The organism is Nocardia sp. FBN12 (assembly GCF_054031145.1).
Map to the genome: position 1 here is coordinate 7,266,127 of NZ_CM132926.1, position 15,252 is coordinate 7,281,378.

Sequence of the window (15,252 nt, forward strand, 5' to 3'; positions counted from 1 at the left end):
GGCAGGACGAGGCCGGCGCCACGCATTACCCAGTGCTGTGCCGCCGCGATGGGCCGGGGGCGATCGAGATCAGATCGCGGCGGCGGGTTTCGGGGTGGTGGTGGTGGTCGTCGGTGCGTCGTCGGTCGCGCTTGGTTCCGTCGCGGGCGGTTTGACGATCGCGGCGCGGGCCATGGCGCCGAGCGGGGTGTGGTTGAAGGCCAGGTTCAGCAGGAACGCGGTGGCCGCGCCGAGGGTGACGCCGGAGTCGAGCAGGATCTGCGCGGAGGTGGGGAACTTGTCGAACATGTCCTTGGTGAAGACCGGCAGCAGGCCGATACCGATCGCGGTGGCGGCGACGGTCGCGTTGACCCGGTCCGTCAGATCAGCTTTCAGCAGCGTGGTGACGCCGACGACCGCGACCGTCGCGAACAGCACCAGCCCCACACCGCCGACCACCGGCTTCGGAATCACCGCGACCACCTCACCGATGCGTGGCACCAGCCCGAGCACCACCAGGATCGCCCCGCTCACCGCGGTCACATACCGGCTGTAGACCCTGGTCGTGGCGACCGCGCCGACATTCTGATTGAAGATCGTGTCGACGAACGCGGTGAAGACGCCGCCGAGCACGCCCGACAGACCGTCGCCGACCAGACCGCGCGCGAGATCGCCCTTGCCGAGCGGTTTGCCGGTGATCTCGCTGATCGCCAGCATGCTCGCGGTCGACTCGGCGAACACCACGGCCATCACGATGCTCATCGCCACCACCGCGGTCACCGGGAACTGCGGCGACCCGAAGTGGAACGGTTGCGGAATGCCGATCCAGTCGGCGGTGCCGACGCCCGCCGTCGTGATCAGGCCCATCGGCAGCGCGATCACGATGCCCGCGATCAGCGCGATCAGCACACCGAGCTGCGACCACACCCCGCGCCCGATGCAGACGAACGCGACCGCGATCAGCACCACCACGGCAGCCAGTCCGATATTCGACGGCGCGGCGAAACTCGGCGACTTCGGATCGGTCCCGATGATCAGGCCCCCGGCGACCCCGATCAGCGATACCCCCACCACGGTCAGCACGGTCCCGGTGACCAGCGGCGGGAAGAACCGCACCACCCGCGCGAACGGCCACGCCAGCGCGACACCGACCACACCACCGATCAGCATCGACCCGTACACAGCCTCGAGGCCGTACTCCTTGGCGATCAGGATCATCGGGTTGAGCCCGACGAACGTGGCACCACACACGATCGGCAACCGCGCACCGGCCAGCTTGCCCACACCGAGACTCTGTACCAGCGTGATGATGCCCGCGACCAGCAGATCAGCACTGATCAACAGCCCGATCGTGGCCCGGTCCAGCCCCGCGGCCGCACCGAAGACCAACGGCACGGTGATGCAACCGGTGTACATGATCAGGACGTGCTGAACGCCGAACGCCAGTTGCCGCGCGAACGGCAGCCGGGTGTCGACGGGATGTGCCTCACTCATACAACAGGTTGTAGCCCCCGTTTTTTACCGCGAGTGCGCGTTGTGTTTCGTCGGCGTTGCGGGTCGGATATATCGGTCGGAACGCCGCTCAGATGCGGCTGAGCAGCGTCAATGGATCTTCGAGGAAGCCGGCGGTGGTGGCGAGGAAGCGGGCGCCGAGTTCGCCGTCGATCATGCGGTGGTCGAAGCTGAGGCCGAGGGTGGTGACCCAGCGGACGGCCAGCTCGTCGCGGAACACCCAGGGGCGCTTGCGGATCGAGCCGATGCACAGGATGGCCGCCTCGCCCGGATTCACCAGCGGGACACCGGAATCCACGCCGAAGACACCGACGTTGGTGAGGGTGAAGGTGCCACCACGCAGGTCGTTGGGGGTGGCATTGCCGGACCGGGCCGTATCGGCCGCCCAGCTGATCTCGCGGCACAGTTCACGCAGGCTCAGTGACTGCGCCTCCTTGAGATTGGGCACCATCAGCCCACGATCCGAGGCCACCGCGATGCCCAGATTCACATAGTGCTTGGTGACGATCTCCTGATTCTGCTCATCCCAGGAGGTGTTGATGCCCGGATATTCCGCGATCGCCGCCAGTGTCGCTTTGGCGACCAGCGCCAGCGGGGTGAGCGTGAGGCCCTCGAAAGACTTGGTGGTGCGCAGATGGTCGAGCAGTTCCATCGAAGCGGTGCAGTCGACGGTGACGAAGGTGCTGGCCTGCGGAATCGTGCGTGAGCTGGCCTGCATCGCGGCGGCGGTGCGTTTGCGGATGCCCGCGATGGGGGTGCGTTCTTCGCGGGCGGTCGGCTCGATCAGGCCGTCGGCGTCGGTGGCATGGCCGTTCGACGGCGTCGGCGCGATGGCACCGAGGCGGGCGGGGGTGCGTGGCTGCGTCACCGGCACGGCCGAGCGCACGTCTTCGACGGTGACCGCGCCCTCCGGCCCCGAACCCGCGACGAACCACAGATCGATGCCGAGTTCCTTGGCCAACTTACGGGCCGCCGGGGTCGCGGCGGCACGATGCGTGCTCGGTGTGTTCGAAGCCATCGACGGTGTCGATTTCTTTCGCCGCGAGGTGGATTCGGCCTCGGGGCCGTAGCCGACCAGCACATTCGTGCGCGGCTCGGCGGCAGGCGGTGCACTCACCTCGAGATCGTTGCGCACCCGGATCAGCGGCGCGCCGACCGGTACGGTGTCGCCGGGCTGTGCCAGCAATTCGACCACCACCCCCGAGAACGGCGACGGCAGCGCCACCACCGCCTTCGCGGTCTCCACCTCGGCGATGGTCTGGTTCAGTTCCACCGTGTCGCCGACCGCGACGGCCCAGGACACCAGGTCGCCGTCGGCCAGGCCCTCACCCAGGTCGGGCAGGCGGAATTCGAGAACATGACCGTCGTCGCTGGCGGCTGGTTCCGGCACGAGGGCACCTTTCATCACGCGGCTAGACAGCGGTCGACCGCCGCCAGAATGCGGTCGGGGTCGGGCAGGTGGTGCTTTTCGAGCTTAGCCGGGGGGTAGGGGATGTCGTAGCCACCGACGCGCAGCACCGGCGCCTCGAGGTGATAGAAGCAGCGTTCGGTGACCCGGGCGGCGATCTCGGCGCCCAGCCCGGCGAACACGGGCGCCTCGTGCACGATGACCAGCCTGCCGGTCTTTTCCACCGATTCCGCGATCGTGTCGACGTCGATCGGCGAGAGACTGCGCAGGTCGATCACCTCGATCGAATGTCCTTCCTCGGCAGCGATCTTCGCCGCGGTGAGCGCGGTGGCGACGGTGCCGCCGTAGGCGACCACGGTGGCATCGGCGCCGCGGGTGCAGACCCTGGCCTTGTGCAGTGGCAGATCCGGTTCGCCTTCGAAATCTACGTCGGCCTTGTCCCAATAGCGACGTTTCGGTTCGAAGAAGATCACCGGGTCGTCCAGTGCGATGGCCTGGCGAATCATCGAATACGCGTCGGCGGGCGTGCTCGGTGCGACAACGCGAAGGCCCGCGGTGTGCGCGAAATACACCTCCGGTGATTCGGAATGGTGCTCGACCGCGCCGATGCCACCGCCGAACGGAATGCGGATTGTCAACGGGGCCTTCACTTTTCCGCCGGTACGGTTGTGGATCTTGGCGACCTGGGAGACGATCTGGTCGAACGCCGGATACACGAAACCGTCGAACTGGATCTCCACCACCGGTCGGTAGCCACGCAGCGCCATCCCGAAAGCCGTTCCGACGATGCCGGATTCGGCCAGTGGTGTGTCGATGACGCGGTTGTCGCCGAAATCCTTCTGCAGCGTGTCGGTCACGCGGAACACACCACCGAGCCGACCGATGTCCTCGCCGAGCAAGACGACCTTGGTGTCGTCTTCCATCGCGTTGCGCAGGCCGGTGTTGAGGGCGGCGGCGAAGGTGGTGATCATGACTGCGCTCCTTCGGCGAGGTAGGCCGAGAACTGTTGGCGCTCTTCGGTCATCAATGGGTGCTCGGTCGCGTAGACGTTGTCGAACATCCGCTCCGGGTCGGGGTCGGGCATGTCGATCGTCGCGGTGCGTAGGCGGCGGGCGACGTCGTCGGCGGCGTCGGTGACCTGCTGGGTGAACTCGGCGGAGAGATCGCCTTCGCGTTCGAGGAGCAGGCGCACGCGTTCGATGGGGTCACGTTGCGCCCAGTACTCGGTGTCGGCGGCGGTGCGGTAGCGGGTCGGGTCGTCGGCGGTGGTGTGCGGGCCCATCCGGTAGGTCATCGCCTCGATGAAGGAGGGGCCGCCGCCGGTGCGGGCGCGTTCGACGGCCTGGCGGGTGACGGCAAGGACGGCGAGCACATCGTTGCCGTCGACCTGCACGCCCGGAATCCCGTAGCCGTCGGCCCGGCGCACCAGTGGGGTATGACTCTGCACGGCGACCGGTTCGCTGATCGCCCACTGATTGTTCTGGCAGAAGAACACGACTGGCGCGCTCCACGCCGCGGCGAATCCGAGTGCCTCGGCGATATCGCCCTGACTCGTCGCGCCGTCCCCGAAATAGGCGATGGTGGCGATATCGGCGCCGTCGAGGTGGGCGGCGTAGGCGTAGCCGGTGGCGTGCAGGCCCTGGGAGCCGACGACGATATTGGCATTGGTCATCTTGACCTCGTCCGGGTCCCAGCAGTGGTGGGCGACGCCGCGCCACAGGGCGGTGAGCTGCTCGGGCGGGACGCCGCGGCAGTAGGCGACGGCGGTTTCGCGGTAGGAGCCGAAGACGTAGTCATCGGGGTGCAGCGCGTGCGCAGAGCCGACCTGCGCGGCTTCCTGTCCGAGTAGCGGCGGCCACAATCCGAGCTGGCCCTGGCGCTGCAACGCGGTGGCTTCGACGTCGATCCGGCGGGTGATCACCATGTCCCGATAGAGCTGCCGCAATCGCTCGGCATCGACATCGGCGACCAGTGCGCCGTGCTCTTTGTCGAACACCCGACGGCCGTCGGGCTGCACCAGCTGGACCGGGTAGGTCTGCTTCTGCGACATCGTGACCGCCTCCTCGCCACCGGGCCTTGTGGGCCGATGAAGGTACGCCACTCCGCTGAGTGCGATGTGTATCACTCAGCATCCACGATTACGCGGGGTGCGCAAGCGAGGCACGCGCATCTGAGCAGAATGCATGATCTGCGGGGGGTCGACGCTGCCATACTGCGTTGTATGACAAGTCGCGAACCCGACGCTGTGACGCTCGATGCCACCGACGCGCGGCTACTGCGCGAGTTGATCGCCACCCCGCGCGCCACCGGCGTGGAACTCGCGGCGCGCCTCGGCCTGTCGCGCAACACCGTGCAGGCGCGCCTGGCCCGCTGGGACAGCGGTGGCGTACTCGGCAGCTTCGAACGCAGAGTGGAACCTCGCGCCCTCGGCTACCCGCTGGCAGCGTTCGTCGCGGTCGTCGTCGACCAGCACCGACTCGACGCCGTCGTCGAGGACCTGGCCGACGTCCCCGAGGTCACCGAGGTCTGCGGCATGACCGGCGCCACCGACCTCACCGTCCGCATCGTCGCCCGCGACGCCGACGACCTCTACCGCATCGCGGGCCGAATCCTGAAGATCCCCGGCGTCGAACGCACCAACATGGCCCTGGTCATGCGCGAACTCGTCGGTCCGCGCACGGGCCCTCTCCTCGACCGACTGGCCGGCCCGAGCTGAAGTCGCGCCAACGATGAATCCAGTCGGCGGTTCGAGTCGGGTCGGACCGACCGGACTGCGCCAGGCGATAGCGGTGCACCGGGCCGGTGAGACCGCTGACCGCGTACCGAAAGCGGCCGGTCAGGTGCCGGTCGGGAGGAACCGGCGAACGACGAGCCCGGCGACCAGCGCCCAGAAGGCGCCGCCGATGCCGAACAGGGTGGTGCCGGAGGCCGCTACGAGGAAAGTGACGAGGGCTGCCATGCGGTGGGCTGGGTCGCTGAGGGCGCCGGTCAGGGCGGCGGCGAGGGTGGCGAGCAGTGCCAGGCCCGCGACGGTTTCGATGGTGCCCGCCGGGGCCGCGGCGATGAGGGTGACCAGGGCGGCGGAGGCGAGGCCGAGGATGAGGTAGCTCGCGCCAGCGGTGGCTGCGGCGATCCAGCGGCGTTTGGGGTCGGGGCTGGCGGCCGGCGCTGCGGCGAGGGCCGCGCTGATGGCGGCGAGATTGATCGCGTGGCCGCCCGCTGCCGCGCCGAGGATGGTGCCGATGCCGGTGACGAGCATGGCCGGGCGCCAGGGGACCTGGAAGTCGAACGAGCGCATCACCGCGACGCCGGGGATGTTCTGGGAGGCCATGGTGACGATGTAGAGCGGGATCGCGATGCCGATGATGGCCTGCCAATGCCACTGGGGCGCAGTCCATTCCACCGTCGGTACCATGGCGGACAGGTCGAGGTGCCGGTCGTTGACGGCGATGTCGATGCCGGTGCCGACGGCTGCCGTCGCGAAGGCGACGAGCACTGCCCACTTGGGTGCGAACCGTTGCAGCACCAGCCACACCACGATGACCGGCACCACCACGGCGGGTGAGGTGCGCAGTGCCTGCACCGGGGCCAGACACAGCGGCACGAGCACACCGGCCAGCATCGCCTGCGCGATCGGCACGGGGATCGCGGCGACCAGCGAGCCGAGCCGTTGCCACAGCCCGGTGATCACGATCAGCACGCCGGTCACCACGAAGGCCGCGACCGCGCCCGGCCAGCCACCGGCCACCAACCCGGTGCTCGCGAGCAGCGCAGCGCCGGGCGTGGACCAGGCCAGGGTGATCGGTATCCGGTACCGGAAACTCAGCAACAGAATGCCGATGCCCTGCGTGAAGCACAGGATCAGCAACCCCGACGCGGCCTGCGCCGGGCTCGCCCCTACCGCGCGCAAACCACTCAGCACCACCGCGAACGAACTCGTGAAGCCGACCAGTGCGGTGATCGCTCCCGCCCCGAGCGGCTGCGCGATACCCGCCGGTTTCTCGGCGGCATCGGCGGAAGTGGTGGAGACCTGCGACATTGTGCAGATATTGCCCGACCGATCCGAAGCCGTCGCCTGCCAGTCTTGCGAAACTGGACTGATTCGTGCGATCCGCAGGCCAGTCCAGTTGCGCGACCGGCCCGTGAATGTCGCCACTCTCCCGGTCGGCGATGCCTCGCAACACTGCCGGATGATCAGTGGCTGGGCGAGGAGGCGCGTTCCGGTGTCGAGGGGGTGCCCTCGGCCTCGGGGCCGTCCGCCGGTCGCACCGTGCCCCGGCCTGCCACCAGCGCCACGGCCGTCTGGGCCGCCGCAGCGACGCACATCAGCGTGAGCGGCGCCTTCCAGTCCGAACCGACGGTGTGCAGCAGCCCGAAGACCACCGGCCCGACGGCGGCCAGCAGATAGCCGACCGACTGGGCCATCGCCGACAGCGCGCCCGCCGAGGTGGCGTCCTTGGCCCGCATGCTCATGAAGGCCAGCGCGAGCACCAGACAGGCTCCGCCGCCCAGGCCGAGGACCACGCTCCACAGCAGGGCCAAGCCCGGTGCGAAGAACAGTCCGATATAGCCGAGGAGCATGATCGCGGAGCACCCCGTCGCCAGCGCCCGCTGGTCGCGCGCCCACCGCAGCGCACCGGGCACCGCCAGGCTGGTCAGCACCGCGATCGCCTGGAACAGGAACAGCAGCCAGCCCGCCGCCGCGGCGCTGAGGCCGTTGTCCTGGAACACCTGCGGCAGCCAGGTCACGACGACGTAGAAGCCCAGCGACTGCAGCCCCATGAACGCCGTGACCGCCCACGCCAGCCCCGAGTGCCAGGGCAGCCGGTGCCCGCGAACCGCCTGCGGGGAGGTCTGCCCGGTCCGTATCTGGGGCAGCCACACCAGGAAGGCCACCACCGCGATCAGCCCCCACCAGCCAAGGGCGGTGTGCCAGCCGCCAGGGGCGACCTCGCTGATCGGCACCGCAACGCCGGAAGCGATGGCGGCGACACCGCCCATCACGGTGGCGTAGGCGCTGGTCAGCAGACCCACCTTGGTGGGGAAGTCGCGCTTGATGAGACTCGGCAGCAGCACGTTGCCCACGGCGATGCCCGCACCGATCAGTGCGGTTCCCGCGAACAGCCCGACGGCCGTCGGCAGCCAGCGCACCGCGATTCCCACGGTCAGTACCACCAACGCACCCCCGAGGAGCCGTTCGGCTCCCCACCGCGTGGCCATGCGCGGCACCATCGGGGACAGCGCCGCGAACGCCAGCAACGGCAGTGTGTTCAGCAGGCCCGCCGCGCTCGGTGCCAGTCCGAGGTCCGCCTGCACCTGGTCCAGCAACGGCCCGACGCCGGTCAGACTCGCCCGCAGATTGGCCGCCACTACGAGCAGCCCGAACGCCAGCAACGCCTGACCGGAGCGCCGCGTCGACATGTTCTCCATGCCGAACATCATCGAGCGACAGCCGGCGAACAACGAGGCCGTATCTTGGCTAGCCCCCGGAGGGTCACCCTCCGCAAGGTCTTCCCCGCCTGGCCGTCAACTCGCCCGGTACCTTGGCCTCATGGGGACTCCGTTGGGGAATTTCATCCGGGCCAAGCGGGACAGCATCCAGCCGGAATCCCTCGGGCTTCCGGAACGGGGCCGGCGGCGGTCACCCGGTCTGCGCCGGCTGGAGCTCGCCACCGGGGCGGGCATCAGCGTCGAGTATCTGACTCGCATCGAGCAGGGGCGCGACCGCAATCCCTCACCGACGGTCGTCAACTCGCTCGCCGAGGCCCTCGGCCTCGACCCCTCCGAGCGCAACCACCTGCGCTACCTCGCGAAGATCACCGGCGGTGAGTGCGCCGTGCAGATCCGGCCCGTACCGCCGTCCCGGCAGGTACGGCCTTCCGTGCTGCGGACGCTGCGCCTCCTCGAACCCGGTGTCGCCATCGTGACCAATCGGCTGGGCGACATCCTGGCCCGTACCAGTGGCTTCCAGTCGGTCACCAGGGGAACGGGGCTGCTCGACGTCGCCCAGCCGAACCTCAACCGCTATCTGTTCACCGACCCCCGTGCCCGGTCGTTCTTCGTCGACTGGGACGACGTCGCGGACGAGCAGGCCTTCGACCTGTGGCAGGCGCCGTCGCTGGAGAACCTGGAGTGGCTCACCGCCGAGCTCGCCCCCATCGCCGGACCGGAGTTCACCGGCCGCCTGTACAGCCGGGTGATTCCGCGCCGCGGCACGCTCCGGCTCAGCCACCCGGACGGACACCAGCTCCGGCTGGTGCGTGAGACGCTCGAACTGGCCTCGGACACCCAGCAGTTGGTCGTCTTCCTCCCGGCGGACGACCAGACGACCGAAGCCATCGCCGAGCTCCAGCACGAGTCCCACGACCCGCTCAGGTCCTTTTCGTAGCCGCGCTGCCCCGCCGTTCCGCCCTCGGGCCTCGTCCCTTGTGCCTCGAGTACAGTGTCGGCAACGGTTTCGCAGGCGGGGGCTTCGATGGGAGTGGGTTTGGGCGCGGTGTTGATCTCCTCGGCTGTGCTTCGGAAAGAGCTGGCGGACAAGAAGATCCATCTGCTCGATGTGCGGTGGGCGCTCGGTGATCCGAACGGACCGCAGCACTATCTCGACGGGCATATCCCGGGCGCGGTCTTCGTCGACCTGGAGACCGAACTCGCCGCGGCTCCCTCACCCGCGCGTGGCCGCCACCCGCTCCCCGATCCGGGAACCTTCGAGAAGTGCGCGCGCAGTTGGGGATTGAGTGCAGGCGAACCCGTGGTGGTCTACGACGCGACCGGCGGCACGGCGGCCGCGAGGGCGTGGTGGCTGCTGCGCTGGGCAGGTGTGGACGACGTGCGCATCCTCGACGGCGGGCTGCCCGCTTGGCTCGCGGCCGGTGGGGATCTAGCGACCGGCGCCGAACCGGATCCGGTCGGCGGCGACCTGGTGGTGCGACCCGGCGGGCTGCCGGTGATCGACGCCGACGCCACGGCGAAATGGTCTGGTGTGCTGCTCGATGCGCGCGCTGGTGAGCGGTACCGCGGCGAGGTCGAACCGATCGATCCACGCCCCGGACATATCCCTGGTGCCGTCAGCGCGCCGACTGCCGAAAATCTGGATGGCACAGGGCATTTCCGAAGTGTCGATGACCTTCGCGCGCGCTTCGCGGGATTCGGTGCGGGCCCGGTCGCCGTGTACTGCGGATCCGGCGTCACCGCCGCCCACCAGATCGCGGCCCTCGCCGTCGCGGGCATCGACGCCGCGCTCTACCCGGGTTCGTACTCGCAGTGGTCGAACGACCCGAAGCGGGCTGTGGCGACCGGAGAGTAGGCGCTGCTGGGAGTTCGCCAACGACCGCGTCAGTGGTGTGGCGGCACCGGCTCGGACCAGCTGCGGGCACACCCGGGCTCACGGGCACCCGCGGGCGACGTCGTGGAGGGTGGCGTTGTCGGCGGCGGTGATCGGGAGGTCGTAGTCGACGGCGACGGTGAGGTACTTGGCTGCGTAGAAGCAGTGGTTGGCGCGGGCCGGGGGTAGCCAGGCGGCGGGGGTGTCGTCGCCCTTGGCTTGGTTGGTGGCGGCGCCGGTCGCGAGGAGATTCACCGCGAGGTCGTTGGCGAAGCGGCGGCGTTTGTCCGGGGTCCACGAAGCGGCGCCCATGTCCCAGGCGGCGGCCAGCGGGTAGACGTGGTCGATCTGGATGCGGCCGCCGTCCGACTTGGTGAAGTCGATGTCGGTTCCCGTGTAGGGGTCGGTGAGGATCCCCGCGACGACCACGCAGCGGCCGCGATGCACTACCTCGCGCAATTGCATCGCCAGGACGTTGTTGCGGGTGTCGCAGCCGTCGTGGCTGCCGGGGGCATCGGAGTCGTCGGTCCAGGCCGGTCCGAACACGCAGGCCTGGCCCGCCTTGCAGCCACGTTCGTAACCGCCGGGGTGGGGTCGCGACGCGATGACACGCACCTTGTCGAGCAGGGCCGTCACCTGCGCGCGCGTCGGACTTCCCGGTGCGGGAGCGACCGGCTCATCCAGCCCGATCACCCCGCACCCGGCAGTCGCGAGCGCCACGACGAGCAACCACGCCAGTTTCCGCATACCTGCAGGTTGTAGCCGCAGGCACCGACAACAATGGCCGCAGGCAGGAACAAGGCCCGCCTGCGCCGGCGCGGCGGCCTATAACCAGGCGCGGGCCAGCAGGTCGTCGGCTTCCAGGTCCGCGGTGCGGGGTGGGAAGCGGGTCGCGGCGATCGAGGAGATGTGGGCGCCGTCGTGGCCGACCAGCCAGGAGCCGCCGCGCTCTTCGCATTCGGCGATCTTGGCGAAGACGGTGAGTAGGAAGGTGATGGATTCCCGCGGGTCGATGGTGTGGGCCAGGCGCTGGGATTCGCCCGGTCGCGACAGATCGAGCCAGACGCCTGCTTGACCGTCCAGGCGCATGCCGAGGATTTTCGTAGTGTCGATGAAGGTGAACTTGCGCCGTTCCCATGGGGTGTTGGGGGTGTAGCTCTGCTCGAGTACCTGGAGCAGAATCGTCATCGTTTCCCTCCGCACGAATTACAAGGGGGTCATCGGCCGAACCGGATCGAGCCGGTTCGCCTGGGTGTGTATGGAGTTGTCGCCGGTGGGTGTTCCGGCCCGTGACCAGGGGTTATTTCAGTATGTTCTCGTTGCGGCGAGAAATCCAGGGGTATGGCGGCCGCGATCGATGTCGGTGCCGCCTGCTTGGATGGGACCCATGCTGCACGGTCTGTGGTCCCCCGAATCGGGCCTACTGCTGTGGCACGACGCGGACCCGGTCGCCGTGGGGTCGGTACTTGGCGACATCTTGGACCGCGCCAGGTTCCGGCATCGCGCCCAGGTGCTTGTCGTCGATGCCGCGGGTCAGCCGGCGACCGCCGAGGTTCGCGCGCACGCGCTCGCGCCACCGACGGCGGCCGTTGTGCTGCGCAGCAGGCTCCCGCGCGAGCACATCTCCGGCGATCTGCGGTTCCTCGCGCACGTCGCGCGCGGTATCGAACGGTGGGTACGGGCCGGCCGGGTCGTGCCGCAGATCGAGCGGGCCGACGGCCAGTGGTGGGTGCGCTGGCGGCTGGTCGGCGGCCAACGTCAACGAGCGTGGCTGGCCGAGCTGGCCGCCGCGATGCCACCGGCGCTGCGGGTCGCCGGTCCGCCCGCCGCCGTGCTCGAGGATCTGTGCAACCACCTCACCGATCCGATCGCTCGCGAATACCTCACCCATCGCACGATGACGCACCCGCTGCTTGCCGCGTTGATCGCCGATACTCCGTTGGACGTCGGCTCCTACCGCCTGTCCGAAACGCTGTCGCAGTGGCGGGAAGGCTATGCCGCCGACGAACCGGAACTCGTGCTTCGCCTGTGTGAACCCGACGGTGAGTTCGGCACCGCCGACGAATCGGTGGCGCTGTGGCGGCTGCAGGTCTGTCTGCGCCCGGTCGACGACGCGCCGAAACCGGTTGTCTTCGAAGATGATCCAGTGCTCGTACGCACGGCGGCGGAGAAGCTCGGCCAAGCGCGTAAGGCCTACCCGCGCCTACGCGACCTGCCCACCGATCCGCGCGGTCTCGACCTGCTGCTACCCACCGAGGTCGTCGCCGATCTGGTGGCCCACGGCGCACATGCCTTGCAGGAAGCCGGAATCCGGCTGCTGCTGCCGCGTGCCTGGAACATCGCCGAACCGAGCATGCGGTTGCGCGTGAGCAGCCCCGCCGCCGCCGAATCCACGGTCGGGCTGAGCGGATTGCTCTCCTACCGTTGGGAATTGGCGCTCGGTGACCTGGTACTCACACCGGCCGAGATGGAACGGCTGATCAGCAGCAAGTCGGATCTGGTCCAGTTGCGCGGCGAGTGGGTGCAGGCCGACCATCGAGCGCTGGCCGCCGCCGCCCGCTACGTCGCCCAGCACGCCGACGACAGCCCGATCACCCTGGCCGACATGATCGGCGAACTCGCCACCGAGCGGGTCGACAACGTCCCGGTCACCGAGGTCACCGCCGACGGGTGGGCGGCCGAATTGTTCGCCAGGGAAGGCGAACCCGAGCCGGTCGCGATACCGGTCGGCCTGAAAGCCCAGCTCCGCCCCTATCAGGAACGCGGCCTGAGCTGGCTGGCCACGATGAGCAGGCTGAACTGCGGCGCGATCCTGGCCGACGACATGGGCTTGGGCAAGACCGTGCAGGTGCTGGCGCTCCTGGCCCACGAACGCGAAGCCGCGGAGGCTGGGGCCGGTGTCGGGCCGACATTGCTGGTGTGTCCGATGTCGGTGGTGGGCAACTGGCAGCGGGAAGCGCAGCGGTTCACGCCGGATCTGCGGGTGCTGGTCCACCATGGCCCGAGCCGGCTGACCGGCGCGGAATTCGCTGCCGCGGTGCGGGATTGCGACCTGGTCGTCACGACCTACGCCCTGCTGGCACGCGACGTCACCCTGCTGAGCGAACAGCAGTGGGAGCGGATCGTGCTCGACGAAGCCCAGCACATCAAGAACGCGGTGACCAGGCAGGCGCGCGCGGCCAGGGCCCTCACTGCTCGACATCGGTTGGCGCTCACCGGAACTCCGGTCGAGAACCGCCTGGAGGAATTGCGCGCCCTGTTCGACTTCGCCATGCCGAAACTGCTCGGCAGCCCGCAATCGTTCCGCGCCAAGTTCGCGGTGCCGATCGAACGCGAACGCGACCAGCAAGCCATCGACAGGCTGCGCTTGATCACCGACCCGTTCGTGCTGCGCAGGCTCAAAACCGATCCGACGGTGATCAGCGACCTGCCGGAGAAGCTGGAGATGACGGTGCGGGCCAACCTCACCGTCGAACAGGCCGCCCTCTATCAGGCCGTCGTCGACGACATGCTGGAGAAGCTCGAAGACGCGAAAGGCATGGCGCGCAAGGGTGCTGTGCTCGGCGCGCTGACCAGGCTCAAACAGGTCTGCAACCACCCCGCGCACTACCTGGGCGACGGCTCGCCGATCCTGCGCCGCGGCGGTCACCGCTCCGGCAAGCTGGCGCTGGTGGAGGACGTGCTCGACGCGGTCCAGGCCGACGGCGAGAAAGCCCTGCTCTTCACCCAGTTCCGCGAATTCGGCGACCTGATCCTGCCCTACCTCACCGAACGCTTCGGCGCCCCGATCCCGTTCCTGCACGGCGGCGTGACCAAGCAGCGCCGCGACGACATGGTGACCAGCTTCCAGGGCGAGAACGGCCCGCCGCTGATGCTGCTCTCACTCAAGGCGGGCGGCACCGGCCTCAACCTCACCGCCGCCAATCACGTGATCCATCTCGATCGCTGGTGGAATCCGGCCGTCGAGAACCAGGCCACCGACCGCGCGTTCCGGATCGGCCAGCAGCGCGCGGTGCAGGTCCGCAAGCTGGTGTGCGTCGACACCATCGAGGAGCGGATCGGCGAAATGATCAACGGGAAAAAGCAATTGGCCGATCTGGCGGTCGGCGCGGGGGAGAACTGGATCACCGAGATGAGCACCGACGAGCTGCGTGAGCTGTTCACCCTCGGTGCCGAGGCGGTGGGTGACTGATGACCGACTTCAGTCAGTTCGGTCCGCGTAAGCCGGTCCGCGGCGGCGCCAAGGCGCGCGGCGGGTTCGGGCGAACCTGGTGGGGCAAGGCGCTGCTCGACGCGGTGGAGAAGGTGGCCGACGCGGGCAGGCTCTCGCGTGGTCGCACCTACGCCAGGGCCGGGCAGGTGGTGAACTACCGGATCGAACGCGGCGCGGTGACCGCGGAGGTGCAGGGCAGCCAGCCGAGCCCGTTCACCTCGGTGCTGTCGATCCGCCCGCTGCGCGACGAAGAGGTCGAACTGCTGCTGGCCGAGATCAGACAGGCGCCCGGCATGCTCGCCGAGATCGCCTCGGGCGCGCTCCCACCCGCGCTCGGGCCGCACCTGCTGCCGACCACCGCCTCGGAACTGGACTTCACCTGCAGCTGTCCGGACATGGGCTGGCCGTGCAAGCACGTCGCCGCGGTCTGCTACTTGCTCGCCGAACGTCTGGACGAACAGCCCAGCGAAATCCTCACCCTGCGCGGCCTCGACCTCGAGACTCTCATCGGCGGCGTCGAGAAGTCCACGCGCACCGCCGATTCCGACGACCCCTACGGTGACGACCTGGCCCTGCCCGAGCTGCCACGGATCGAATTCCACGCCGTCATCGACGACCTCGACGCGATCCCGCTGCGCCGCGCGCTGCGGATGTCCGCCGAGGACGAACCGACCGCGGCAACCGGACTGCGCGAATTACGTTCGCTCTATGCCGAATTCGACAGCTGAGTCTCGCTGGCTGCCGCGGCGGACGATGTGGAAGAACTCGTCGGTCCGGTCGGTGCCGCCCGTCCACCGACACCGGCGCGGGTGCGCG

General features: G+C 68.9%; 13 protein-coding genes. 5 read left to right on the forward strand and 8 right to left on the reverse strand.

What is annotated here, in order from left to right:
- Positions 1-69: 69 nt before the first annotated feature.
- From ACWZHB_RS34060 to pdhA, 4 genes are all read right to left on the reverse strand, one after another.
- The gene (locus tag ACWZHB_RS34060; RefSeq protein WP_427905778.1) at positions 70-1,473 is read right to left on the reverse strand and encodes a uracil-xanthine permease family protein; all 1,404 of its coding nucleotides are present in this window, start codon (positions 1,471-1,473) and stop codon (positions 70-72) included.
- A gap of 88 nt (positions 1,474-1,561) precedes the next feature.
- Positions 1,562-2,896, reverse strand: coding sequence for a dihydrolipoamide acetyltransferase family protein (locus ACWZHB_RS34065; RefSeq protein ID WP_427909385.1), 1,335 nt, complete (start codon positions 2,894-2,896; stop codon positions 1,562-1,564).
- Positions 2,896-3,870: an alpha-ketoacid dehydrogenase subunit beta gene (locus tag ACWZHB_RS34070; protein ID WP_427905779.1), complete on the reverse strand. Its 975-nt coding sequence runs from the start codon at positions 3,868-3,870 to the stop codon at positions 2,896-2,898. The genes ACWZHB_RS34065 and ACWZHB_RS34070 overlap by 1 nt, the downstream gene beginning before the upstream one ends.
- Positions 3,867-4,949, reverse strand: a complete 1,083-nt coding sequence (gene pdhA, locus ACWZHB_RS34075) for a pyruvate dehydrogenase (acetyl-transferring) E1 component subunit alpha (RefSeq protein ID WP_427905780.1) — start codon at positions 4,947-4,949, stop codon at positions 3,867-3,869. The genes ACWZHB_RS34070 and pdhA overlap by 4 nt, the downstream gene beginning before the upstream one ends.
- A 171-nt stretch (positions 4,950-5,120) precedes the next feature.
- On the opposite strand from pdhA, the gene ACWZHB_RS34080 reads away from it, so the two are divergent.
- The gene (locus ACWZHB_RS34080; RefSeq protein WP_427905781.1) at positions 5,121-5,615 is read left to right on the forward strand and encodes an Lrp/AsnC family transcriptional regulator; all 495 of its coding nucleotides are present in this window, start codon (positions 5,121-5,123) and stop codon (positions 5,613-5,615) included.
- Between the two features lie 120 nt (positions 5,616-5,735).
- On the opposite strand, the gene ACWZHB_RS34085 is transcribed toward ACWZHB_RS34080, so the two are convergent.
- A complete protein-coding gene (locus ACWZHB_RS34085) occupies positions 5,736-6,938 on the reverse strand; it encodes a benzoate/H(+) symporter BenE family transporter (RefSeq protein WP_427905782.1) in 1,203 nt (400 codons plus the stop codon).
- 155 nt (positions 6,939-7,093) lie between these two features.
- Positions 7,094-8,329, reverse strand: coding sequence for an MFS transporter (locus ACWZHB_RS34090; protein ID WP_427905783.1), 1,236 nt, complete (start codon positions 8,327-8,329; stop codon positions 7,094-7,096).
- 121 nt (positions 8,330-8,450) lie between these two features.
- Here ACWZHB_RS34090 and ACWZHB_RS34095 point away from each other — a divergent pair, with 121 nt between their 5' ends.
- Entirely contained in the window at positions 8,451-9,287 is an 837-nt protein-coding gene (locus tag ACWZHB_RS34095; RefSeq protein ID WP_427905784.1) for a helix-turn-helix transcriptional regulator, read from the forward strand.
- An 87-nt stretch (positions 9,288-9,374) separates the two neighbouring features.
- Positions 9,375-10,205 carry a sulfurtransferase gene (locus ACWZHB_RS34100; RefSeq protein ID WP_427905785.1) on the forward strand — a complete coding sequence of 277 codons (831 nt, stop codon included), beginning with the start codon at positions 9,375-9,377 and terminating at the stop codon, positions 10,203-10,205.
- A gap of 78 nt (positions 10,206-10,283) precedes the next feature.
- On the opposite strand, the gene ACWZHB_RS34105 is transcribed toward ACWZHB_RS34100, so the two are convergent.
- Complete coding sequence (locus tag ACWZHB_RS34105; RefSeq protein ID WP_427905786.1) at positions 10,284-10,970, reverse strand: HNH endonuclease family protein; 687 nt, start codon at positions 10,968-10,970, stop codon at positions 10,284-10,286.
- 78 nt (positions 10,971-11,048) lie between these two features.
- Positions 11,049-11,411, reverse strand: a complete 363-nt coding sequence (locus tag ACWZHB_RS34110; RefSeq protein ID WP_266296226.1) for a hypothetical protein — start codon at positions 11,409-11,411, stop codon at positions 11,049-11,051.
- 199 nt (positions 11,412-11,610) lie between these two features.
- Between ACWZHB_RS34110 and ACWZHB_RS34115 the strand changes: the two genes are divergently transcribed.
- Together ACWZHB_RS34115 and ACWZHB_RS34120 are read left to right on the forward strand one after the other, a co-directional pair.
- Positions 11,611-14,415, forward strand: a complete 2,805-nt coding sequence (locus ACWZHB_RS34115) for a DEAD/DEAH box helicase (RefSeq protein WP_427905787.1) — start codon at positions 11,611-11,613, stop codon at positions 14,413-14,415.
- Entirely contained in the window at positions 14,415-15,164 is a 750-nt protein-coding gene (locus tag ACWZHB_RS34120) for an SWIM zinc finger family protein (RefSeq protein ID WP_427905788.1), read from the forward strand. The genes ACWZHB_RS34115 and ACWZHB_RS34120 overlap by 1 nt, the downstream gene beginning before the upstream one ends.
- Positions 15,165-15,252: the final 88 nt, after the last annotated feature.

Excerpts from the sequence above, each read along its gene's own strand:
- ACWZHB_RS34095 (WP_427905784.1), top strand. The coding sequence starts at position 8,451 with ATGGGGACTCCGTTGGGGAATTTCATCCGGGCCAAGCGGGACAGCATC.
- ACWZHB_RS34085 (WP_427905782.1), bottom strand. The coding sequence starts at position 6,938 with ATGTCGCAGGTCTCCACCACTTCCGCCGATGCCGCCGAGAAACCGGCG.
- ACWZHB_RS34120 (WP_427905788.1), top strand. The coding sequence starts at position 14,415 with ATGACCGACTTCAGTCAGTTCGGTCCGCGTAAGCCGGTCCGCGGCGGC.
- ACWZHB_RS34080 (WP_427905781.1), top strand. The coding sequence starts at position 5,121 with ATGACAAGTCGCGAACCCGACGCTGTGACGCTCGATGCCACCGACGCG.
- ACWZHB_RS34090 (WP_427905783.1), bottom strand. The coding sequence starts at position 8,329 with ATGGAGAACATGTCGACGCGGCGCTCCGGTCAGGCGTTGCTGGCGTTC.
- ACWZHB_RS34105 (WP_427905786.1), bottom strand. The coding sequence starts at position 10,970 with ATGCGGAAACTGGCGTGGTTGCTCGTCGTGGCGCTCGCGACTGCCGGG.
- ACWZHB_RS34115 (WP_427905787.1), top strand. The coding sequence starts at position 11,611 with ATGCTGCACGGTCTGTGGTCCCCCGAATCGGGCCTACTGCTGTGGCAC.
- ACWZHB_RS34070 (WP_427905779.1), bottom strand. The coding sequence starts at position 3,870 with ATGATCACCACCTTCGCCGCCGCCCTCAACACCGGCCTGCGCAACGCG.
- ACWZHB_RS34060 (WP_427905778.1), bottom strand. The coding sequence starts at position 1,473 with ATGAGTGAGGCACATCCCGTCGACACCCGGCTGCCGTTCGCGCGGCAA.
- ACWZHB_RS34110 (WP_266296226.1), bottom strand. The coding sequence starts at position 11,411 with ATGACGATTCTGCTCCAGGTACTCGAGCAGAGCTACACCCCCAACACC.
- pdhA (WP_427905780.1), bottom strand. The coding sequence starts at position 4,949 with ATGTCGCAGAAGCAGACCTACCCGGTCCAGCTGGTGCAGCCCGACGGC.
- ACWZHB_RS34065 (WP_427909385.1), bottom strand. The coding sequence starts at position 2,896 with ATGAAAGGTGCCCTCGTGCCGGAACCAGCCGCCAGCGACGACGGTCAT.
- ACWZHB_RS34100 (WP_427905785.1), top strand. The coding sequence starts at position 9,375 with ATGGGAGTGGGTTTGGGCGCGGTGTTGATCTCCTCGGCTGTGCTTCGG.